Source organism: Mycolicibacterium parafortuitum (assembly GCF_002086815.1).
Classification (GTDB): domain Bacteria; phylum Actinomycetota; class Actinomycetes; order Mycobacteriales; family Mycobacteriaceae; genus Mycobacterium; species Mycobacterium parafortuitum.
In genome coordinates this window covers 28,181-49,456 of sequence record NZ_MVID01000013.1, presented here as the reverse complement: position 1 = coordinate 49,456, position 21,276 = coordinate 28,181, and the positions used below count along the sequence as shown (strand labels likewise).

The window sequence follows — 21,276 nt, the reverse complement described above, 5'->3', positions numbered from 1 at the left end:
TCGCCCGGCGTGTCGTGCGAGTTTGCGTCTGCTCGCGGGGAAGGTCAGCTCGCCCACCGCGCGCGGAAGGTCTTCACCTCCGACTTGATTCCCTTCAGATGCTTGCCGCCGGCGAACGACCAGCTGAAGCGGTCGTCGTCACCGATCGCGTCCCGTGCCGATTCGGCCACCAGCACCGTCCCCGGCCGCGCCGCACCGGTCACCCTCGCGGCCAGGTTCACCGGGCTGCCGAACCAGTCCCCCGACCTGCTCACGGCCATCCCGGACGCGAGCCCGGCACGCAGCCGTGGGAAGTCGTCGTCGCCTTCGGTCTCGTCGACCAGGCGCAGCATCGCCTCCAGCAGCGGTGCCGGCTCCGGGCTGACCAGCATCACCTCGTCACCGATCGTCTTGATGAACCGCACTGGTGCCACGGCGATCTCGCGTGTGAGATCGGCCAGCTTCTGCGCCAGCTGTTCCAACTCCTCCGGCGGCAACGCCTCTCCCAGCCTGGTGAACCCGACCAGATCGGCGAACCCGATCGTCACCAGGCGCGCACCGGGGAGGTGTTGCCCCTCGGCGCGTTCGGTCGCGTTCACGGCCTCGGTCTCGATCGCGTGCCGCAGCTGCAGCAGCAGAACTTCCTGAATCATCGGGCCCAGCAGCGGCGCCACGTTCCCGACCAACTCCTCGGATGCCTGTGCGATCTCCAATTCCGTTGCGCCCGGCCTCATCACCGCGGCAAGCGCGGCGTGCCGCATCGCCTCGGCCGCTCTCGACAGCCCGTCCCCCAGCAGCCGGGTGATCTGCACCAGCTCGTCCGGGGCGATCCCGACGTCGAGGAACGCGCGGGTGAACTTCGCCGCCTCCGCATCAGCGCGCAGGAACACCTCGGCGTCCGGGTCCTCGACCCGGGGCAAGCCCATCGCGCGTTGAATCCGCTCGAACAGTTCCAGCTCGACGCCTGCGGTGGCGGCCGCCTGCCGCGCCGACACGTAATCGCCGTCGTCCCCGATGACCCGCCGCGAGGCCAACAGCATCGGCGCCGGACTGCCGTGAATCTGGTCGGCGCCGACGCCGCGCTCGAGCAGCCAGCGGATCAACTCGGCGCGTTCGGCCCGGGCGGCACCGTCGAGCCCGTCGAGCAATCCGCTGGTCTCCAGATCGAAGTCTTCGGCCACCCGGCCAACGTATACGGTCGGGACCATGACGTCGCCGACCCTGGAGAGCTTTCCGCCGCTGGTCTCGGCCAACCCGCGCATCCTCATCCTCGGCAACATGCCCGGCGTCGCGTCACTGCGCGCGCAGCGCTACTACTGGTACGACCGCAACGCGTTCTGGCGTCTCACCGCGGCCCTGTTCGAGTTCGACGCCACCGCACCGTACGACGAGCGCGTCGCCGCGCTGACCGGCGCCGGGGTCGCGGTGTGGGATGTGCTCAAGCACTGCCGCCGCGTCGGCAGCCTCGATTCCGCGGTCGAGCCGGACAGCATGGTGCCCAACGACTTCGGCGCGTTCTACGCGACCCATCCGACCATCACGCACGTGTACTTCAACGGTGCGGCAGCGGAGAAGAACTACCGGCGACTCGTCGGCGGGCCCGACACCCTGAACTTCGCCCGGCTGCCGTCCACCAGCCCGGCGCAGACCATGTCGTTCGACGCCAAACTCGCCGCGTGGCAACAGATCACCGCGGCGTCCCGTACCTAGCGGCGTACTCACCCGGCGTGCAGCCCAGCATCGCGCGGAAGTCGTTGATGAAATGTGCCTGGTCGTACCAACCCAGCCGCACCGCCAGATCGGCGAAATCGACGCCGGGGTCCGATTCGATCTGCAGTGCCGCGTTCTGCAGGCGGTACCGGCACAGCACCCACTTGACCGGGACCCCGACGTAGCGGCGGAACACCCGCTGCGTCGTGCGCACGCTCCACGGAGAATGCGTCATCACCTGGTCGACGCGATGGATGCCGCTGTCATCCCTGATCCGGTCCACGAGCCTCGCCAACACCGGGTACACCGCGTCGGGTGCGGCGCCGCGTCCGATCAGCCGATCCAACTCCGCGGCCGCACCGTCGACGTCGTCGGGCACCTCGACGACCGCGCCGAACAGTTCTGCGACCGGTTCCACCCGCCCCGTCAGCGCCGACGCGTCGCCGCCGAACCTCGCGGTGAACCCGCCGGGCCGGAATCGGGCACCGACCACCCAGCCCCGCGCCCTGATCGTGGTGCGGAAGACCTGCTCGACGACGCCGTGGACGAGTGTGTTCGGCAACGGGAACCCGTGCCGCGTACGGTCTTCGCCCCACTCGTGGGTCAGATGCAGCGACGGGAACGTGATGACGGTGTTGTCGAACGGGTCCTTGTCCCGCAGATCCCAGGACACCGACCAGAAATGCTCCACATACCGCGCGGTCACTCCGTCGGCGGCCCACCGACGCAGGTCGAACATCGAGGTGCTGCCCGGGCGCCCGACCACGCCGCGCAGCGGTTCGCCGGCTGTCGTGTTTTTCCAAGCGCCCACACTGTCGAGGCTACGAAACTCGGTCCCATGACTGTCGCACCGATCCCCGCCGGCTACACCAGCCTGACCCCGTTCCTGTGCGTCGAGCGCGCCGCCGACGCCATCGACTTCTACACCGACGTGTTCGGCGCCGTCCTGGTCGAGAAGATGGACGGACCGGACGACACCGTCGCCCACGCCGAGCTCGATTTCGGCTCGGGGCGTCTGCAACTCGGCGACCCTGCCGATGCGTACGGCACCCGGGCTCCGTCGGCGTCCGACGACACCGTCACGTACTCCGTCGCGCTGTACTGCGCCGACGTCGACGGCGTGGTCGCCAAGGCTGAGCAGGCCGGCGCGGTGATCCGCGAGGCGCCCCAGGACTTCGCCACCGGAGACCGGTTCGCATCGCTGCGTGACCCGTTCGGTGTGCGCTGGACGGTGATGACGCGGGTCGAGGACGTCTCCGCCGAGGAGCGCGACCGCCGCCTGGCCGCGTGGGCGAAGGAGAACGTCAACTAGCGTGGCGGAATGTCCTGCGTGTTCTGCGCCATCGTCGCCGGGGATGCTCCCGCCATCCGTATCCACGAAGACGACGACTACCTCGCCATCCTCGACATCCGGCCGTTCACCCGGGGCCACACGCTGGTGATCCCGAAGGTCCACACCGTGGACCTGACCGACACCCCGGCCTCGACGCTGGCGGGGATGGCGGCGATCGGCCAGCGGATCGCCAAGGCCGCCCGCAGGTCGGGCCTGCACGCCGATGGCAACAACATCGCGATCAACGACGGCAAGGCGGCGTTCCAGTCCGTCTTCCACATCCACCTGCACGTGGTGCCCCGGCACACCGGCGACAAGCTGTCGTTCGCCAAGGGGATGCTGGTGCGCCGCGACCCCGACCGCGAGGCCACCGGACGCCTGCTGCGCGAGGCACTGGCGCACGTGGACGCCACCGAGAAGGATTGACCCATGGGCATCGCACTGTGGGTCGAACAGAACATCGGTACTCGGCTGCTGATGCTGCACGACAAGCTGTACAAGAACACCGACGGGCGCATCGGGCACCGCATCCCGCTCCCCGGGGTCGCGCCGTCACTGCTGCTGCACACCGTCGGGGCCAAGACCGGGCAGCGCCGGACCAACACGCTGTCGTACTTCCCCGACGGCGGCAGCTACTACGTGGTCGCGTCCAAGGGCGGCGACCCGAAGGCGCCCGGGTGGTACCACAATCTGAAGGCCAACCCGGACGTCGAGATCAACGTCGGACCGAGGCGGTTTCCCGTGACCGCGACGCCGGTGCTCGCGGACGACCCCGACTACCCGCGGTTGTGGAAGATGGTCAACGACGGCAACGCGAACCGCTACGAGGGTTACCAGAAGCGGACGTCACGCAGGATCCCGATCGTGCGGCTCACACCGAAGAACTAGAACAACTCCTTGGCCAGCAGCTCGAGGGTGGCCACCCGGGCCGGCGCGGTGGCCGGATCCACCCCGCGGTACGCCGACGCGACCGGGTTGACCATCACCTCGTCGACACCGAACTTCTCGGCCAGCGCCAGCACCTGATCGGCGGCCTCGGCCGGGGCGCCGGCCACGGCCAGGTTGCGTCCGCCGTCGATCACCGCCTGCGCCCGCGGCCCCATGTCCAGCGCCTCGGCGTCCTCGACGAGGTCCAGCGCCACCAGCGGCTGACCGGTACGCAACCGGGCCATCATCTGCAGGTTCGGTAGCACCAGACGCATTGCCTCGTCGTGGGTTTCGGCGACGACGGCGTTGACGGTCAGGAACGTCACCGGCTCGGAGGCCAGGTTGCTCGGCTGGAAGTTGTCGCGGTAGTACTGCAACGCCTCCAACGTGCCCTGGCCGGCGAAGTGGTGCGCGAACACGTACGGCAGCCCCTTGGCCGCGGCGAGGCGCGCGGAGTACATCGACGACCCCAGCAACCACAGCGTCGGCACCGAGGCCGCGGCCGGGGTGGCCTTGAGCATGTAGTTGTCGCGCATCAGGTCGCGGGGCAGCGGCACCCGCACGCCCGTGCGGCCCATCAGCGCCATCACGTCGTCGAGGTATTCGGGGAAGGCCTCGATGTCGCGGTCGTCGCGTCCGGCCGCGCCGCGCAGCGCCAGCGACGTGACCGGGTCGGAGCCCGGCGCGCGCCCGATCCCGAGGTCGATCCTCCCGGGGTGGGCGGCCTCCAGCAGCGCGAACTGCTCGGCGACGGCAAGCGGCGCATGGTTGGGCAGCATCACCCCGCCGGAGCCGAGCCGGATCGACGACGTGTGCGCACCCAGGTGGGCGATCAGCACCGGCGGGCTGGTCGCGGCGACCGCGGGCATGTTGTGGTGCTCGGCCACCCAGTAGCGGGTGTATCCGAGCCGGTCAGCTGCCTGGGCGAGCTGTGTGGTCGCGGCCAGGGCGTCGGAGGTGCTCTGGTCGGAACGCACGGGCACGAGGTCGAGGACTGAAAGGCGCATTGATCGCACAACGCCTCCTGGGGCCGTTCCGTTCCCGGTCACGCCGAGATCTCCGATGCCGTGGCGAAGACGTCGTCCATCATCTGCGGCGTGAGCCGGCCGGTGAAGGTGTTCTGCTGGCTGGGGTGGAAGCAGCCCAGCAGCGTGACCTCACCGCGGGGGGTCTGCAGCCTCGCGGTCGCCCCGTGCCCGAACTTCGGCGCGGGCACCGGCACCGTCCCCCCGGCCCGGCGCACCATCGCCAACCCGACCTGCCAGGCGAACCCGCCCAACGCGACGATCACCCGCACCGACGGGCCGGTCAGCCGCCACTCCGCGTCCAGCCACGGTGCGCAGGTGTTGCGCTCGGCCGGTGAGGGCGCGTTGTCCGGCGGGGCGCAGCGCACCGCCGCCGCGACCCGGACGTCGATGAGTTCCAGACCATCCGCGCTGTCGGTCGCGACGGGTTGGTTGGCCAGCCCGCTGCGGTACAGCGACGCGAACAGGAAATCGCCGGACCGGTCGCCGGTGAAGACCCGTCCGGTGCGGTTGGCGCCGTGCGCCGCCGGGGCCAGCCCGACCACGAAGATCCGCGGCATCGCCGAGCCGAAACCCGGTGCGGGCCTGCCCCAATACGGTTGGTCGGCATAGGATTTGCGTTTCACCGTGGCGACCTCCTCGCGCCACCGCACCAACCGGGGGCAGGCGCGGCACACCGACACTCCGGCGTCGACCTGCTTGACGGTTTTCGCCGCGGCGGCCAGCGCCGCCACGTCGGCGGCGGTGGCCGCGACCGCAGTGCGCGCGGTCGCCGGATCACCCGGCCAGCCACTGCCGGGCCGCACCGGGCTCTCGAAAAGGTCACCGGTGCGCGGATGCGGCAAGCGGTCCTTGAGACGACGCATCATTCGTTACCAAGAAGCATCGTTCATCGTTATCACGAAACGCCGTTTCCCTCACGGAGGGGGCGCCGTCGTTGCCTCACCATTAGGCGCTGAGCACTTCGAATGGGGAGGGTGATATGCGACGAGCGGCAGCCATTGCGGGGATCGCGATCATGGTCAGCGGTTGTGCCAGTACCAGTAGCGCCGAGTCGGCCACACCGACCCGCACGATGATTCCGCGGCCGCTGGTGGAGCGCGAGTTCGGCGCCGTGTTGCTCAGCCCCGAGGAGATCGCCGCGGCGATGGGGACCCCCGCGATGGGCGTGATCGAGGCGCAGTCGGCGCTGTCGGACCACAGCGCGATCATGTCGCCGCCGGAATGCCTCGCCGTCGACGGTGCCGCAGAACTGCAGGTCTATGCCAACAGCGGCTATACCGCATCCCGCGATGAGAGCCTCAACGACGGTGAAGGGTGGAAACACTACGTCAAGCAGTCCGTGGTGCTGTTCCCGTATCTGGAGAAGGCCGCGGAATTCCTCGACGCGTCGGTTCAGCAGTGGCCACAGTGCCACGAGTACACCCACACACAGAGCGGATCCTGGTGGACGGTAGGCGAGATCGTCAGCGAGGGTGACACATTGAGCACCGTCGCGATGCAGCGTGACGCCGCCGCCCCCGGCTGGGGCTGCGGGCGGGCGCTCGTGCATCGCAACAACGTGATCGTCGACGTGAACACGTGCAGCGCTTCGCCGGGCGATTCGGCGGTGCGGATCGCCCATCAGATCGCAGACAAGGTCGACGCCCAGTGGTGAACCAGTGGTGACACAGCCCGTGACATAGCGCACCGCGGCGCAAAAGTCGGTCGTCACCGGGCATTCGCGCTGCTAGTGTCCGGCGATACCCATGACCGCCGACACCGCACCGCGCTCGCGTACGCCCCTGCTGCTCATCATGTTCGCGGCGCTGATGGCGGGCGCGGGCAACGGCATCTCGCTGGTCGCATTCCCGTGGCTGGTGCTGCAGCGCAGCGGGTCGGCGCTGGATGCGTCGGTGGTCGCGATGGCCGGCACGCTGCCACTGCTGGCCGCGACGCTGATCGCCGGTGCGGCCGTCGACTTCCTGGGCCGGCGGCGGGTGTCGATGATCTCCGATGCGTTGTCGGCGCTGTCGGTCGCCGCGGTCCCGGTGCTGGCGTTGACGTTCGGCGCGCAGGTCGTCAACGTCGCGGTGCTGGCCGGGTTGGCCGCGCTGGGGGCGTTCTTCGACCCCGCCGGGATGACGGCGCGCGAGACGATGCTGCCGGAGGCCGCGAAGAAGGCGGACTGGACGCTCGACCACGCGAACTCCGTGTACGAGGCCGTGTTCAATCTGGCCTACATCGTCGGGCCCGGCATCGGCGGCCTGTTGATCGCGACGCTGGGCGGCATCGACACCATGTGGGTGACCGCGGCCGCGTTCGGGTTGTCGGTCGCGGCGATCAGCGCGCTGCGACTGGAGGGCACCGGGAAGCCGGATCCCGGGGCGATGTCGGACGGGGTGTGGGCCGGGATCGTCGAAGGTCTGCGGTTCGTGTGGAACAGCAAGGTGCTGCGCACGCTCGCGTTCGTCGACCTCGCGGCCACCGGGCTGTACATGCCGATGGAGAGCGTGCTGTTCCCGAAGTACTTCACCGACCGCAACGAGCCGGCCCAGCTGGGCTGGGTGCTGGTGGCGCTGAGCGTCGGTGGACTGATCGGCGCGCTCGGCTACGCCGTGTTGTCGCGATACATGAAGCGGCGCACCGTGATGCTGATCGCGGTGCTGACGCTCGGGGTGGCGATGACGGTCATCGCGTTCCTGCCACCGCTGCCGCTCATCCTGGTGCTGTGCGCGGTGGTCGGGTTCGTCTACGGTCCGATCGCGCCGATTTACAACTACGTGATGCAGACCAGGGCGCCGCAGCATCTGCGCGGCCGGGTGGTCGGGGTGATGGGGTCGCTGGCCTACGCCGCGGGCCCGCTCGGGCTGATCGTGGCCGGCCCACTGGCCGATTCGGCCGGCCTGCACACCACGTTCCTCGCGCTGTCGTTGCCGATGCTGGCGCTCGGGGTCGCGGCGGTTTTCCTGCCCGCGCTGCGCGAACTCGACGCCGAACCCCGCGGCACCTAGCCGAACAACTCCCCGACCCGGCGCACCGCGTCGGGCGCACCGTCGACCTCGAGCGCGCCGGTGGCCGCCAGTCCCCCGGACCGGTCCGGATCCATTGCGGCGAGCAGGGTTTCGGCGTCTGCGCGCAATGTGACATCGGCGTGCGCATCGTCGCCGACGGATTCGATCCCGTCCGGCCCGACCGTGAGGGTCACCTGCCCCTCGGGGACGACGAGACGCAGCGTCACCGGCGGACCGGCGCGGTCGTCACGCACGAACGCGCGCACGGCCCGGGCCAGCCACTGCGGCCGGACCACGTCACCGGGCTCGCGGGTGCCGAGTAGGCGCCGCCCCCAGCGGGCGTGCGCGTTGACGATGCCCTCGAGCGCTCGGCCGTCGGCGGTCAGGTCGTACACCGCGCCCGACGCGGGTTTGGGCAGGTGGCGCTTGGCCACCAGGCCGTGAGTCTCCATCTGCCGCAACCGGTTCGCGAGTATGTCGGTCGAGATCGGCGCCAGCGCCGTGAGCAGATCGCCGTAGCGGGCCGGCCCGTCGAGCAGTTCCCGGACCACCAGCAGCGTCCAGCGATCGCCGACCACGTCGAGGCTTTTGGCCAGCGCGCAGTACTGACCGTACGTCCGGGAGGGCACGGCGCCAGCATACCGCCTCAGTTGGTTTTTCCAAGTTTCTACTTGTTTTTTCCAAGCAGTGGTCGTAGCGTCGGCTCGAACGATGAAGGAGGGCCGGTGACAACACCTCTCGTCGACATCGACGCCACGCCCAGGCTCGAGCACCTGCTGGACATCCGCATCGAATTCGACCCCGTCCAGATCTTCGACACCCCGGTCGGACGGCGCCTGACCTACCCGATCCGGCGCGGACGCTGCGAGGGACCGCGCATCGCCGGCGATGTCCTGCCCGGCGGCGGCGACTGGATCCTGTTCGGCACCGACGGGGTGGCGCGGCTGGACGTCCGGGCCACGGTGCGCACCGATGACGGCGCCCACATCCATCTCACCAGCACCGGCCGGGTCTGGATGGACGACGCCGCGGCAACGCGATTCGCCGCCGGCGAGCTGATCCGGCACGACCAGATGTCGGCGCACTCGACGCCGCTGTTCGACACCGACGACGCGCGCTACCGCTGGCTCAACAGCGTGCACACGGTCGCGCTCAACCAGGCCTCACTCACGCAGGTGCACTATCGCGTGTTCGCGGTGCATTGACGGCGCTCAGACCGGGATCAGGTACTCCTTGAAGAATCGGCCGACCGCATGCAACCAGCGCCGCCCGACGGGCCGAGCGAAGTGTTCGATCAGATCCAGGTCGGCGATCACGTAGCCGTCCGAAGCCCGGTACCACATCCCCGCCATACACAGCTCAAGCGCCGCCATCGTCGTCACCGGCCCGGGGGCGATCGCATCGAGCCGCTCGTCAGGCACGAACGCCGGGTAGGCCGCGCCTGTGCGATCCGCGACGGCGCGCACGTGGATCTCCAACGCCGTCGCCGACAGTCGCGCCGACCTCTTCCGCCCCTGCAACGCCCTCACCTGAGCGAAGACCACACTGTCCCGCATGCCCGGAACGATAGCCGTAACACGGCCGTAATCTCACATCGCCCAGACCTAGACTGGCGGCTGTGCACCAGCTGGCCACCCTGATCGCCGAGCTTCCCGACGGCACGGTCGTCACGGACCCCGACATCCTCCAGTCCTACCGACAGGACCGGGCGGCCGATCCGGGCGCGGGTACCCCTGCCGCGGTGGTGCGGCCGCGCCGCACCGAGGAGGTCCAGGCCATCCTGCGCTGGGCCGGCGCGAACCGCGTCGCCGTCGTCCCGCGCGGTATGGGTACCGGTTTGTCCGGCGGCGCAACGGCTCTCGACGGCAGCATCGTCGTCAGCACCGAGCGGATGCGCGACATCGCGGTCGACCCGGTGACCCGCACCGCCGTCGCACAACCGGGTCTGCTCAACGCCGAGGTCAAGAAGGCGGTGGCCGAGCACGGGCTCTGGTATCCCCCGGATCCGTCGTCGTTCGAGATCTGCAGCATCGGCGGCAACGTCGCGACCAACGCCGGCGGACTGTGCTGCGTGAAGTACGGGGTGACCACCGACTACGTGCTGGGCCTGCAGGTCGTGCTGGCCGACGGGACCGCCGTCCGCCTCGGCGGACCTCGTCTCAAAGATGTGGCGGGGCTGTCGCTGACCAAACTTTTCGTCGGCAGCGAGGGGACGCTGGGCATCGTCACCGAGGTCACCCTTAAGCTGCTGCCCGCCCAGAACACCCCGTGCACGGTGGTCGCGACGTTCGACTCGGTGGCCGACGCGGCGAACGCGGTCGTGACGATCACCGGCAAGATCCGGCCGTCGATGCTGGAGTTCATGGACTCGACGGCGATCAACGCGGTCGAGGACAAACTCAGGATGGGTCTCGACCGCACCGCCGCCGCGATGATGGTCGCCGCCAGCGACGACCGCGGCCCGTCAGGCGGGCAGGACGCCGAGTTCATGGCCGAGGTCTTCACCCGGCACGGCGCGACCGAGGTGTTCTCGACCTCCGACCCGGACGAGGGCGAGGCGTTCGTCGCGGCCCGCCGGTTCGCGATCCCCGCCGTCGAAGCCAAGGGGTCGCTGCTGCTCGAAGACGTCGGCGTTCCACTGCCCGCGCTGGCCGACCTGGTCAGCGGGGTCGAAAAGATCGCTGCTGAGCGGGAGTTGCTGATCTCGGTGATCGCGCACGCCGGCGACGGCAACACCCATCCGCTGATCGTGTTCGACCCGTCCGACGCCGCGATGGAACAGCGCGCCCAGCAGGCGTTCGGCGAGATCATGGACCTGGCGTTGTCGCTGGGCGGCACCATCACCGGCGAGCACGGGGTCGGCCGGCTCAAGCGGCCGTGGCTGGCGGGCCAGCTCGGGCCCGAGGCGATGGAGCTCAACCGCAGGATCAAGGCCGCGCTGGACCCCGACGGCATCCTGAACCCCGGCGCGGGTTTCTGACCGGTCCTCGATCAAGCCGTCGACGCAAGGCTTGCGTAAGTTCGTCTCATCCTGTGATCACAGCAGGTCGTTGGCGATCAGCGACTGCGCGGTATCAAGAATGGTCTCGCTAACCGGACGCGGTACCCAGCCCAGCACCGCCTTGGCCTTTGCGTTGCTGATCTGCGGGCGCCGACCGAGCCGAGACACCGCCTCGCGCAACGCCGGCACTGTCTGAGCGAGTTCGCGGACTTCGGCTTCGCTGTACTCGCTGGTGGGAACCTTCGCCGCCGCGACCCCCAGACCCTCGCGCAGGATGCGCGCGATCCCCAGAAAGCTCTCTGCAGGTCCGTCGGCCGCCAGCAGGATGCGTTCACCGGCTGCGCCGGCCGTCGTCAGCGACTGCAAGTGGGCGGTCGCGACGTCGCGCACGTCGACGACGCCGAAGTACTGCGGAGCAACTCGATCGAGAGCACCGGTGAGCATCGACTGGATGAACTTCACCGACGTGGACAGATGCGGGCCGAGAGTGGGACCGAAAATACCCACGGGCACCAACGTCGTCAGTTCGAGCCCGCCGCCCTGCGTTTCGATGAAGTCCCATGCTGCGCGCTCGGCAATGGCCTTGGACCGGATATAGGCGGTGTTGTCGTCGTCCGGGTCGGTCCAGTCGTCCTCGGTCCAGTGCTCGCCCGCTTTGTCGGAGTACCCCACGGCGGCGAACGAGGACGTCATGACGACCCGGCGGCAGCCCCCATCGCGGGCATGACGCAGGACCCGTAAGGCGCCTTCGCGCGCGGGGATGACGATCTCATCGTCGTTCTCAGGAGCTTCGGCCGGGAACGGTGAGGCGATATGCAGCACGTCTGCGACTCCGGCGACCGCCTCCGGCCACCCGTCGTCAGCAGTGAGGTCGGCCGGCACCATCTCGATCAGTCCCGGGTCCAGCCCCTGCCCGGCAACGGTTTCGGAGAGTTCCCGGGCTCGGGCTCGGCTACGCACGGCGGCGCGCACCGGGTATCGTCGGCGGAGCAGTTGACTGACGACGTGGCTGCCGACATAGCCGGCGGCACCGGTTACCAGCACCAAGGACTTGTCACTCATCCGCGTTGACGAGATCTGATCGGGGCAATCTCATCGGTGGTGTTCATATCTCGAAGGCTTTCCGCAATGTGTGGACCGCCAGTTCGACCGCCGCGGTGGTTGCCGCGGTGCCGCGCAGCGGGTTGAGCATCATGAAGTCGTGGATGATGCCGTTGAACCGGACGCTCGTCGTGCGCACACCGGCCGCGGTCAGTTTCCGGGCATAGGCCTCGCCCTCGTCGCGCAGGACGTCGTTCTCGTCGACGATCACCAGCGCCGGCGGCAAATCCCGCAGGTCGTCGACAGTGGCGCGGAGCGGCGAGGCGGTGATCTCCGAGCGCGTCGCCGCGTCGGGCAGATAGCAGTCCCAGAACCACGCCATCGACTTCGCTGTGAGAAACGGGCCCTCGGCGAACTCTCGGTAACTGCTGGTGTCCTGGCCGGCGTCGGTCACCGGGTAGTACAGCGACTGATGGATGAAGGTGACGTCGCCACGCTGTTTGGCCATGATCGCCACCGCAGCGGCCATGTCACCGCCCACTGAATCACCTGCCACAGCCATCCGCGCGGCGTCCAAACCCTCGCTGACGCCGCGCTCGGTGATCCACTGGGCGGTGGCATAGGCCTGCTCGATCGCCACCGGGTACCGCGCCTCCGGTGAGCGGTCGTACTCCACGAACGCCACTGCCGCGTGGGCACCGACCGCCAACTCGCGCACCAGGCGGTCATGAGTCGCCGCATTGCCCAGCACCCAGCCCCCGCCATGGATGTAGAGAACCACCGGCAGCGGACGATGCGCGGCGGGCGGCGTCACGATCCGCACGGCCACATCGCCGTCTTCGCAGGGCACCGTGACCCACCGCTCGTCGACGTCGAGCTTGTCGATCGGAGCAGCCTGCACATCGTCGAGCACCTTGCGAGCACCCTCTGGGCCCAACTCATAAAGGAACGGTGGTGTGGCCGTCGCATCGGCGAACTCCTGGGCCGCCGGTTCCAGCACGTGATCACTCATACCGGCAGCCTCCCAGCACAGCGCAGACCAGGGACCACGGAAAACCCGTAGTCCTTGCCGCATGCAGCGCGTGACTACCGGGTGTAGCGCGCCACGGGCCGAGGACTACGGGTTTTCCGTGGTCCCTGACCAGCCCCTGGATGGCAGCGTCGTAGGCGTGAGGAGAAACAGATGAGTACCACCACGCGCATCGTGGTCGTCGGCGGCGGATACGCCGGTGTCCTGGCCGCCAACCGGCTGCGCCAACGCCCCGACAACGACGTCACCCTGGTCAACCCGCGGCCGCAGTTCGTCGAACGAATCCGGTTGCACCAGTTGGTCGCCGGTAACGACGACGCAATCGAGGACTATTCGACGGTGCTTGCCGGCTCGGTGACATTGGTGGTCGACAGTGCCGAGCGCATCGACGCCGCCGCTCACTCGCTGCGGCTGTCCTCTGGCGCAACCCTTGACTACGACTACCTGATCTATGCCGTCGGCAGCACCGCCCCGGTCCCGGCCGCCATACCGGGTGCCGCTGAATTCGCCTATCCGCTGGGCGAACTAGAGGCTGCGCAGCGGCTGGCCGCGCGCTTGGTCGACATTCCGATCCAGGCGCCGATCGTGGTGGTCGGCGGCGGCCTTACGGGTATCGAAGCCGCCTCCGAGTTCGCCGAAGCCGGCCGCAACGTCACTTTGGTCACCGGTGCGCTGGGCCCCTCGCTGGCCAAGGGCGGCCGCCGCTCGGTGGCCAAGCGCCTGAGCAAGCTCGGTGTGACCGTCGTCGACAACGAAACCGTCACGCAAGTTCAGCCAGACCGAATCGCGTTGCGGGACGGCAAGGAACTACCGAGTGCGGCCACCGTGTGGACCGCGGGTTTCGGCGTCCCCACACTGGCCGCCGACAGCGGACTGAGCACCGACCGACTGGGCCGGCTGCTCACCGACGAAACTCTCACCAGCGTCGACGACCCCACGATCATCGCCGCCGGAGACGCTGCCTCACCGTCTGCACAGCCGCTGCGGATGAGCTGTCAACTCGCCATGCCGCTGGCCTCCCACGCCGCCGACACCGTCCTGGCGCGACTCGACGGGAACGATCCCGAGAACCTGAACCCGGCCTCGGTTGGCCAGTGCATCAGCCTGGGCCGCCACGCCGGCACCATCCAGATGTCGCACTTCAACGACGAAGCGCTGCCGCTGCACCTCGGCGGTCGCCTCGCCGCCACCATCAAGGAATCAGTGTGCAAGGGCACGGTCTCCTTCCTCGCCAAGGAGGCCCGCAAACCGGGCAGCTATTTCTGGCCCAAAGGCGGTAAGCGACAAAAGAATCTGAAGAGAGGAACAGTCGATGTCTGACGTCATGGAGAAGCTCATGACGGCGATGACCGTCATCCAATCGGTCAAACCGCCCCTCATCCCTGAGGGCGCCGACGCGATGACCGCGATCATCGAATGGGGTCCGGGAGACAAAGGTGCGCCGCCGCATCGTCATCCCGGTGGGCCGTGCTTCGGCTACGTCCTCGAGGGAGAGATGCTCTTCGAGCTCGAGGGGGAAGCACCGCGCCTCATCAAGGCCGGCGAGGCGTTCTGGGAACCGGGCGGCGACGTCATCCACTACTCGGACGGCAACAACCGCGAGGACATCTCGCTACGTTTCCTGGTCACCATGCTCTGTCAGCCGGGCGTCGACATGTTCGTCCTCGTCGACGGCGCAGAACTCGAACAACGCAAGGACCGCCGATTTCAGAAGGGACAGTCATGAAGATCACCGTGGTGGGCGCTACCGGCCTGATCGGTGCCCAGGTTGTCGAATTACTCAGCGCCGCAGGACATGACGTCAAAGCCGCTTCTCGGTCCTCCGGGGTCGACGCTGTCAGCGGAGACGGTGTGGGCGCTGCCTTCGAGGGCGCCGATGTGGTCGTCGACGTGCTCAACTCCCCCACCCTGGAACCCGGCCCGGCACTGGAGTTCTTCACCGCCTCGGCCACCACCCTGCTCGCGGCAGCCAAGAAGGCCGATGTGCGGCACTACGTGGTGTTGTCGATCGTCGGCGTCGGCAGCATCGAGGCCGACGGCTACCTCCACGGCAAGCATCTCCAGGAGCAACTGGTGGCCGACTCCGGCGTGCCCTACACCATCGTGCGGGCCACCCAGTTCCACGAATTCACCGAAGGAATCGCCGGATCACTGGTGGTCGACGGTCAGGTCCATGCGCCGGACGCCTTGATCCAGCCCGTTGCTGCAGCCGAGGTCGCGGGCGTGGTCGCGGGGGTGGCCACCGAGGCGCCGCACAACGCTGTCCTCAACTTCGGCGGGCCAGAGAAGATGTCGTTTGCCGACCTGGCCCGCGCCGTCTTCGCCGCTCAGGGTAAGGACCTGCCTGTCGTCGTCGATCCGCAGGCCACCTACTTCGGTGTCCCTGTCCAGCAGAACAGCCTGGTCACCGACGATGGCGCCGAGCTGGGTACCACCCGGCTCGCAGAGTGGCTGGACCGATGACCGAACTTGCCGGGAGTACCGCCCTGGTCACCGGCGGGACCGCCGGCATCGGCTTTGCGACAGCCCGGCGACTGGTGGACGGGGGCGCCTCGGTGATCATCACCGGCCGCAACCCCCAACGCGGACAGCAGGCAAAGGAAAATCTCGGTCCGACAGCGCGATTCGCCGCCGTCGACATGGCCGACCCGGCCGGCGTGGAACGGCTGGCCAAGAAGTACGAGGTCGACATCCTGGTCAACAACGCCGCTCGCTTCCCTGCCGGCTTGACCGTCGACCAGGACGAGAACGAGTTCGGACACACCTTCGCCGCCAATGTCAGAGGGCTCTACTTCCTGGTGGCCGAGACGGCGCCCGTCATGATCCGACGCGGCGGCGGGGCCATCGTGAACGTCACCTCCATGGTGGCGTCCAAAGGTGTTCCCGGCGCGTCGGTGTACAGCGCATCCAAAGCAGCCGTCGAGCAGTTGACCCGAACGTGGGCAGTCGAGTTCGGTCCGCACAACATCCGGGTCAACAACGTCGCGCCAGGCCCGACCGCCACCGAGGGTGTCGCGGCCGAATGGGGGGAAACCAACGACGAACTCGGCCGCGCACTCCCGCTCGGGCGGACCGCAGATCCCACCGAGATCGCCGAGGCCATCTATTTTCTGGTCTCCCCGCGTGCCAGCTTCATCACCGGAACCACCCTGCACGTCGACGGCGGCGGCACCGCCGTCTGATAGGAGAACGATGGACTTCGACGACGTGGTGCTTCGCCGGCACTCCTCCCGAATGTTTCTGCCGGACAAGCCCGTACCGCAGGAGTTACTGCAGGAGGCGCTGATTTTGGCCATGCGCGCACCCTCGAACTCCAATGTCCAACCCTGGCGGGTTTTCCTGGCCTCCGGTGCTCGCCGGGTACGTCTCGGCGCTGCGTTGGCCAAGCAGGTGCGCACCACCCCGCCCCCGAATCTCGGTCTGCCCGACTCGCACAGCCATCTGCGCCGCGAGCTCGGCGCCCTGCTGTACGGCGCCATGGGCGTGGCTCGCGACGACAGCGAGGGCCGCTGGACCGCGCAGCTGCGCAACTGGGATTTCTTCCACGCCCCGGTGGCCGGGATCGTTTGTATGCACCGCGATCTGGGGCTGCCCGACGCCATCGGGGTGGGCATGTTCCTGCAGACCCTGCTGCTGGCGTTGACCGAACGGGGCCTCGACAGCTGTGTCCAGGTATCCACCGCGCTCTACCCGGACGTGGTGCGCGAGCAACTCGACATTCCCGACGAACTCACCGTGCTGTGCGGAATCTGCATCGGCTACGCCGATCCGGCTTTTCCCGCCAACAGCATCAACACGCCACGCAATCCGGTGACCGCGAACGTCGTGTTTCTCGAGGACTGACGTGGACGTGCAGCCGCCATTGCGCACCGGCCAACCCATGGCGGGGTGGCGCGAGCTCCTCGACCCGGGCCGCTGCGTTGCGTCGCAGAGCCTCAAGGACGAGTTGCGTACGGTGTTCCTCTTCGAGTTCCTCACCGACGAGCAACTCGACGCTCTGGGCTCCAACGGCATCATCGCCACCGTCGACGCAGGGCCGGTGTGCCGGGAAGGCGGGTTGGCGCAATCGTTTTACGTACTTCTCGACGGCGGCGACGTGGTGACGACGAAGCGGTCGGGGGCCCAGGACGTCGAATTACACCGTACATCCGAGCGCGGTACCTACTTCGGCGCGATCGCCGGCTGCGCCACCGTCTACGACGTCACCGTGCGGGTGACGCGGCGGTCGCGGCTGTTCGTGGTGGCCGCCGACTTCTTTGCTCTGTTCATGCAGACGGTGTGGCCCGTCGCGGTGCACCTACTGGAGAGCACCGCGATCGGCGGGCTGCGCCAGCGACAGCTCCTGGGCCTGCAAGAGAAGCAGCATGCCCTGGCCACCCTGACAGCCGGACTCACCCATCAACTGAACAACCCCGCTGCGGCCACGGTCCGGGCCGTTGCCGACCTGCGCGACAGCTTGGCCGAGTCGCACCGCAATCTGGGTGTCCTGGCGGTGACCGACCCGGACGCGCTGCCGGCCCTGCTGACGCTGCAGGCTGACATCACCGGAAGCACTGCAGCAGAAACACTCTCACCGATGGAGGCCGCAGACCGCGAAGACGCAATCGGCGACTGGTTCGGCGAGCACGGCATCGACGACAGCTGGCGCTACGCCCCCACCCTGGTGGAGGCCGGTCTGGACGTCAGCTGGCTGGACCGCGTCGCGGCGGCCGTCGCACCGGCGTGCCTGGAGTGCGCCATCAGCTGGCTCAAACAGTTCATCGACAGCGAGATGCGTATCCGGGAGATCGCCGAGGCCGGCGCCCGCATCGCCGCGGTGGTCAACGGCGCCAAACCCTACTCTCAGATGGATCGCGGCCCCTACCAGTGCATCGACGTCCACGAGATGCTGCGCAGCACCGTGCTGATGTTCGGCGACAGGATCGCCATGATGGGCCATCCGGTCACCCTGGTCAAGGACCTCGACCAAACCTTGCCCGAATTGCACTGCTATCCCGCCGATCTCAATCAGGTGTGGACCAATCTGATCGACAACGCCCTGTACGCGATGAACGGCCGCGGCACGCTGACCGTGCGCACCCGACGGGAGAACGACTCGATGATCCGGGTGGAGATCTGCGATGACGGACCTGGTATTCCGCACGACATCATCGACCGCATCTTCACCCCGTTCTTCACCACCAAGCCCGTCGGGGAAGGCCTCGGGCTCGGGCTTGATCTGGTATGGCGCATCGTCGTCGACCGGCACCGCGGCCTCATCTCCGTGCGGTCAAGGCCGGAAGACACCCGGTTCATCGTGTGCCTGCCGCTGGAGGCCCCCGCCCCGGGCGGCTAGCCGAACTTCCGCCGGAGCTCTCGGCGCGATCGAATGCCCAACTTGGTGAACACTTTCCGCAGATGCCACTCCACAGTGTGCGCACTGATGAACAGCTGACCGGCGATCTCCTGATTGGTCAGGCCCTGGCCGGCCAGCTCGGCGATCTGCCGCTCCTGCGGGCTCAGTTCATCACCGGCGGCCGTCGGCTGCTTGCGGGTCTTCTGGCCGGCAGCCTGCAATTCGCGGCGGGCCCGCTCCGCGAAGGCCATCGATCCCATCTGGACGAACTCCTGTTGGGCGAGGCGCAGCGGCACTCGGGCGACAGTGGCGGGGCCGTTACGGCGCAACCACTCCCCGTACAGCAGTCGGGCTCGGGCCAACTGGATCCGCTGTGACGTCGCCTCGAAATGGCCGATCGCCTCCAGGTAGAGCGCTTCAGCCCGCTCGCCGCTGCTGAGTAGCGCCCGCGAGCGCGCCAGTGAGCCCAGGGCTCGGGGTGTGCCAGCCGCCCGCGTCCGCGCCCGTAGGCGGGCGAAGGCCTGCTCGGCGGTCACGCGGTCATCGCAGCGCACACCAGCCTCGACCATCTCGGCCAGCAACTCGGGATAGAACCCGAGGTCGTCGTATTCACCGGCATGACGGGCCGCAGCCAGGGCGTCGGCGTAGCGGCCCAGCCCCACGTTGAGCACGGCGGTGGCGTAGTACGCCAGCCCGATCACCCGACCCTCACCACGGGCCCGGCCGGATTCCAGGGCTGCCGTTGTCAATCGGGTGGCTTCGGCTTCGTCGCCCCGCCAGGCCGCCACGATGATCCAGTGGTACTTCAACGGGGCGTAGTCGATGGCGATCGCCAGGTCGTTGGCCTCGGCGACAAGCGCACCGGCCTTGGCCAATTCACCGTTCTCCACGGCTGCACCGGCCCGCGACAGCAGCGCCGACGGCAGCAGCGCCAGCGTCCCGCTGTCGGTGGCCAGCTTCACCGCGTGCGCTGAGACGTCACGCCAGCCGTCATCCCAAGTCTCATGGATCAGGCAATCGTGAACGAGTGGGAATGCCCGCCAGAACCATCCCTGGCCGGAATCTCTGGTGGACTCCTTGAGCGCGGCCAGGGCGCGGCGCATGGCCGGCATCGCCTCGACGGCACCCACTGCCAGCCGGTGAGCCAGCGCATGGGTCACCAGATCCAGCGGGGTCCTCGGCTGCAGTTTCGCCAGCGCGGCGCGGGCGGTGACGGCGACCTCGGCCGCCAACCCGTCTCCGATGCGCCCGACGTACATCGCCGCGCTGAGGGCCTCCAGGTACGCCTCGGTGGCCAGGGCTGTGTCGAGCGCCATCAACTGATCCGCTACCGCCGTGAACTGCGACACGGCGGTCACCAGCGCGTCGGGGTCACCGACGGCGCGTGCAGAGGCGAACGCCAGTCGGGTCCGTAGTTGCGCGGACCGGGCTCGTTGCAGGTCAGTCAGCGGCCCCAGTGCCGCGGTGGCCAACAGGCGGTGCGCGCTGTCGAACGATGCAATCTCGCGGTGGGCCTCGGCAGCGGCCAGGGCGCGGCCGGCACGGAGGGCCGGGTCGGGCGTCAACTCCACCGCGCGCGTCAGAAAGGCTGCGGCAGAGGCCGTTCCGCCGCGCTGCAGCGCCCGGCCTGCGGAGCTCTCCAGCTCGAGTGCCACCTGCTCGTCGAGGGAGTCGGCGGCCAGCGCGCGGTGCCAGGCCCGCCGGTCCGGGTCGACAGCGGGATCGGTGACCGCCGCCAGCGCCGCATGCGCGAGCCGTCGCTGATCGCCGGTGGTACAGCGGTACACCACCGATCGCGCCAGCGGGTGGTGGAACTGCACCCTGGTGTCGACCGTGATCAGACCGAGGTCGTAGGCGGGCGTCATCGCGGCAGGTTTGAGGTCCAGATACGCCAGCGCACGCGACAGCAGGGCAGCGTCTCCCACCGGTTCGGCGGCCGCGACGAGCAGCAGCATTCGGGTGTCGTCGGGCAGATCGGCGATCAGGGCGCGGTAGTGCTCTTCGACGCCGGCGCTGACGGTACCCGCGTGCAGGGTGGTGACGTCCTTCGGAGTCTCCAACAGCGCCAACGGGTTTCCCCGCGCCTCGGCGACGATCCGGTCCAGGATCGCCGCATCCAGTCGTCCTGGGAAGGCCGACTCCAACAACCTGCGCGCGTCACCGTCGTCGAGCCCGCCCACCGCCAGGGTAGGCAACCCCGCGGTGCCGTCGATCGGGGTACGCGACGCGAAGACCAAACCCACGGGCTCGGCCTGCAGACGGCGCGCGACGAAGAACAGCGTCTGCGCAGACACGTGGTCCAGCCATTGCACATCGTCGACGACACACACCACGGGTCGGTCCGCCGCGGCGGCCGCGAGTAACCCGAGCACAGCCAACCCGACCAGGAACCTGTTCGGCGCGGCGCCGGTATCGATGAGCCCGAAGGCCCGCTCCAACGACTCCCGCTGCGGTTGCGGCAAACCCAGCCGGTGATCCATCACCGGGGCGCACAACTGCTGCAGGCCGGCGAACGCCAACTCCATGTCGGACTCGACTCCTACCGCGGTCAACACGGTGCAATCCGCGGCGGACTCGCGAAGAAACGTCAGCAGCGCCGTCTTCCCGATACCGGCCTCACCCAGCAGCACTCGCACTTCGCTGCGCCCGGAGCGCAGAGCGTCCAACAACTCCCGCAGCGCCAGGCATTCGGCGGTGCGGCCCGGCAACACCCCACTGCTTCGGTCGTGGATCGCCGTCACGATCGAGATGACCACCTGTCTGGAACGCCGGTGCAGCCCACGCCCCCGGCCGCGGTTATCGGCAAATCCTGTCACGTCAGCACGACGGATGCAGGGCTACCAGCGGACTACGCGTTTTCCGTGGTCCCTGCCGGTGCCCCGACTGCCACTGTGGTCGAATG

General features: G+C 68.5%; 23 protein-coding genes. 14 read left to right on the top strand and 9 right to left on the bottom strand.

Going from position 1 to position 21,276, the window contains the following annotated elements:
- Nucleotides 1–44: 44 nt before the first annotated feature.
- The gene (locus BST38_RS15460; RefSeq protein ID WP_083144290.1) at nucleotides 45–1,160 is read right to left on the bottom strand and encodes an adenylate/guanylate cyclase domain-containing protein; all 1,116 of its coding nucleotides are present in this window, start codon (nucleotides 1,158–1,160) and stop codon (nucleotides 45–47) included.
- Between the two features lie 25 nt (nucleotides 1,161–1,185).
- On the opposite strand from BST38_RS15460, the gene BST38_RS15455 reads away from it, so the two are divergent.
- Nucleotides 1,186–1,689 (top strand): DNA-deoxyinosine glycosylase, encoded by a 504-nt coding sequence (locus BST38_RS15455; protein WP_083144220.1) that lies wholly within the window; start codon nucleotides 1,186–1,188, stop codon nucleotides 1,687–1,689.
- On the opposite strand, the gene BST38_RS15450 is transcribed toward BST38_RS15455, so the two are convergent.
- On the bottom strand, nucleotides 1,667–2,500 hold the full coding sequence (locus tag BST38_RS15450; RefSeq protein WP_083144219.1) for an AraC family transcriptional regulator: 834 nt from the start codon (nucleotides 2,498–2,500) through the stop codon (nucleotides 1,667–1,669). The two genes, BST38_RS15455 and BST38_RS15450, sit on opposite strands and share 23 nt — an antisense overlap.
- Before the next feature lie 27 nt (nucleotides 2,501–2,527).
- Between BST38_RS15450 and BST38_RS15445 the strand changes: the two genes are divergently transcribed.
- Genes BST38_RS15445 through BST38_RS15435 form a run of 3 tightly spaced genes read left to right on the top strand, consistent with a single transcriptional unit; the run spans nucleotide 2,528 to nucleotide 3,910 of the window.
- The gene (locus BST38_RS15445; RefSeq protein WP_083144218.1) at nucleotides 2,528–3,001 is read left to right on the top strand and encodes a VOC family protein; all 474 of its coding nucleotides are present in this window, start codon (nucleotides 2,528–2,530) and stop codon (nucleotides 2,999–3,001) included.
- Between the two features lie 9 nt (nucleotides 3,002–3,010).
- A complete protein-coding gene (locus tag BST38_RS15440) occupies nucleotides 3,011–3,448 on the top strand; it encodes an HIT family protein (RefSeq protein ID WP_083144217.1) in 438 nt (145 codons plus the stop codon).
- A gap of 3 nt (nucleotides 3,449–3,451) precedes the next feature.
- The gene (locus BST38_RS15435; protein WP_083144216.1) at nucleotides 3,452–3,910 is read left to right on the top strand and encodes a nitroreductase family deazaflavin-dependent oxidoreductase; all 459 of its coding nucleotides are present in this window, start codon (nucleotides 3,452–3,454) and stop codon (nucleotides 3,908–3,910) included.
- Here the strand turns inward: BST38_RS15435 and BST38_RS15430 are convergent.
- Nucleotides 3,907–4,956, bottom strand: a complete 1,050-nt coding sequence (locus tag BST38_RS15430) for an LLM class flavin-dependent oxidoreductase (RefSeq protein WP_083144215.1) — start codon at nucleotides 4,954–4,956, stop codon at nucleotides 3,907–3,909. The two genes, BST38_RS15435 and BST38_RS15430, sit on opposite strands and share 4 nt — an antisense overlap.
- 38 nt (nucleotides 4,957–4,994) lie before the next feature.
- Nucleotides 4,995–5,843, bottom strand: coding sequence for a uracil-DNA glycosylase (locus BST38_RS15425; RefSeq protein ID WP_083144214.1), 849 nt, complete (start codon nucleotides 5,841–5,843; stop codon nucleotides 4,995–4,997).
- Between the two features lie 113 nt (nucleotides 5,844–5,956).
- Here BST38_RS15425 and BST38_RS15420 point away from each other — a divergent pair, with 113 nt between their 5' ends.
- Together BST38_RS15420 and tap are read left to right on the top strand one after the other, a co-directional pair.
- Nucleotides 5,957–6,631: a sensor domain-containing protein gene (locus BST38_RS15420; RefSeq protein WP_083144213.1), complete on the top strand. Its 675-nt coding sequence runs from the start codon at nucleotides 5,957–5,959 to the stop codon at nucleotides 6,629–6,631.
- A 91-nt stretch (nucleotides 6,632–6,722) separates the two neighbouring features.
- Nucleotides 6,723–7,967 carry a multidrug efflux MFS transporter Tap gene (gene tap, locus BST38_RS15415; protein WP_083144212.1) on the top strand — a complete coding sequence of 415 codons (1,245 nt, stop codon included), beginning with the start codon at nucleotides 6,723–6,725 and terminating at the stop codon, nucleotides 7,965–7,967.
- Here tap and BST38_RS15410 read toward each other — a convergent pair.
- On the bottom strand, nucleotides 7,964–8,596 hold the full coding sequence (locus BST38_RS15410) for a winged helix-turn-helix transcriptional regulator (RefSeq protein WP_083144211.1): 633 nt from the start codon (nucleotides 8,594–8,596) through the stop codon (nucleotides 7,964–7,966). The two genes, tap and BST38_RS15410, sit on opposite strands and share 4 nt — an antisense overlap.
- 96 nt (nucleotides 8,597–8,692) lie before the next feature.
- Here BST38_RS15410 and BST38_RS15405 point away from each other — a divergent pair, with 96 nt between their 5' ends.
- Nucleotides 8,693–9,172 (top strand): DUF3237 domain-containing protein, encoded by a 480-nt coding sequence (locus BST38_RS15405; RefSeq protein ID WP_083144210.1) that lies wholly within the window; start codon nucleotides 8,693–8,695, stop codon nucleotides 9,170–9,172.
- 6 nt (nucleotides 9,173–9,178) lie between these two features.
- On the opposite strand, the gene BST38_RS15400 is transcribed toward BST38_RS15405, so the two are convergent.
- Complete coding sequence (locus BST38_RS15400; protein WP_083144209.1) at nucleotides 9,179–9,523, bottom strand: hypothetical protein; 345 nt, start codon at nucleotides 9,521–9,523, stop codon at nucleotides 9,179–9,181.
- Between the two features lie 62 nt (nucleotides 9,524–9,585).
- Here BST38_RS15400 and BST38_RS15395 point away from each other — a divergent pair, with 62 nt between their 5' ends.
- Complete coding sequence (locus BST38_RS15395; RefSeq protein ID WP_110781763.1) at nucleotides 9,586–10,947, top strand: FAD-binding oxidoreductase; 1,362 nt, start codon at nucleotides 9,586–9,588, stop codon at nucleotides 10,945–10,947.
- Between the two features lie 57 nt (nucleotides 10,948–11,004).
- Here the strand turns inward: BST38_RS15395 and BST38_RS15390 are convergent, their stop codons facing one another.
- Together BST38_RS15390 and BST38_RS15385 are read right to left on the bottom strand one after the other, a co-directional pair.
- The gene (locus BST38_RS15390; protein WP_083144207.1) at nucleotides 11,005–12,030 is read right to left on the bottom strand and encodes an NAD-dependent epimerase/dehydratase family protein; all 1,026 of its coding nucleotides are present in this window, start codon (nucleotides 12,028–12,030) and stop codon (nucleotides 11,005–11,007) included.
- A 43-nt stretch (nucleotides 12,031–12,073) separates the two neighbouring features.
- The gene (locus tag BST38_RS15385) at nucleotides 12,074–13,021 is read right to left on the bottom strand and encodes an alpha/beta hydrolase (protein ID WP_083144206.1); all 948 of its coding nucleotides are present in this window, start codon (nucleotides 13,019–13,021) and stop codon (nucleotides 12,074–12,076) included.
- Nucleotides 13,022–13,192: 171 nt separating this feature from the next.
- Here BST38_RS15385 and BST38_RS15380 point away from each other — a divergent pair, with 171 nt between their 5' ends.
- From BST38_RS15380 to BST38_RS15355, 6 genes are read left to right on the top strand one after another with little or no spacing between them, the layout of a single operon-like run.
- A complete protein-coding gene (locus tag BST38_RS15380; RefSeq protein ID WP_083144205.1) occupies nucleotides 13,193–14,359 on the top strand; it encodes an NAD(P)/FAD-dependent oxidoreductase in 1,167 nt (388 codons plus the stop codon).
- Entirely contained in the window at nucleotides 14,352–14,765 is a 414-nt protein-coding gene (locus tag BST38_RS15375) for a cupin domain-containing protein (RefSeq protein WP_083144204.1), read from the top strand. The genes BST38_RS15380 and BST38_RS15375 overlap by 8 nt, the downstream gene beginning before the upstream one ends.
- Nucleotides 14,762–15,502: an SDR family oxidoreductase gene (locus BST38_RS15370; RefSeq protein ID WP_083144203.1), complete on the top strand. Its 741-nt coding sequence runs from the start codon at nucleotides 14,762–14,764 to the stop codon at nucleotides 15,500–15,502. The genes BST38_RS15375 and BST38_RS15370 overlap by 4 nt, the downstream gene beginning before the upstream one ends.
- On the top strand, nucleotides 15,499–16,221 hold the full coding sequence (locus tag BST38_RS15365; protein ID WP_083144202.1) for an SDR family NAD(P)-dependent oxidoreductase: 723 nt from the start codon (nucleotides 15,499–15,501) through the stop codon (nucleotides 16,219–16,221). Before BST38_RS15370 ends, BST38_RS15365 begins: the two co-directional genes overlap by 4 nt.
- Before the next feature lie 10 nt (nucleotides 16,222–16,231).
- On the top strand, nucleotides 16,232–16,882 hold the full coding sequence (locus BST38_RS15360; protein ID WP_083144201.1) for a nitroreductase: 651 nt from the start codon (nucleotides 16,232–16,234) through the stop codon (nucleotides 16,880–16,882).
- Nucleotides 16,883–16,919: 37 nt separating this feature from the next.
- Nucleotides 16,920–18,374 carry an ATP-binding protein gene (locus BST38_RS15355; RefSeq protein ID WP_083144288.1) on the top strand — a complete coding sequence of 485 codons (1,455 nt, stop codon included), beginning with the start codon at nucleotides 16,920–16,922 and terminating at the stop codon, nucleotides 18,372–18,374.
- Here BST38_RS15355 and BST38_RS15350 read toward each other — a convergent pair.
- Nucleotides 18,371–21,130: an AAA family ATPase gene (locus BST38_RS15350; RefSeq protein ID WP_237160811.1), complete on the bottom strand. Its 2,760-nt coding sequence runs from the start codon at nucleotides 21,128–21,130 to the stop codon at nucleotides 18,371–18,373. The genes BST38_RS15355 and BST38_RS15350 overlap by 4 nt on opposite strands.
- Nucleotides 21,131–21,276 lie beyond the last annotated feature (146 nt).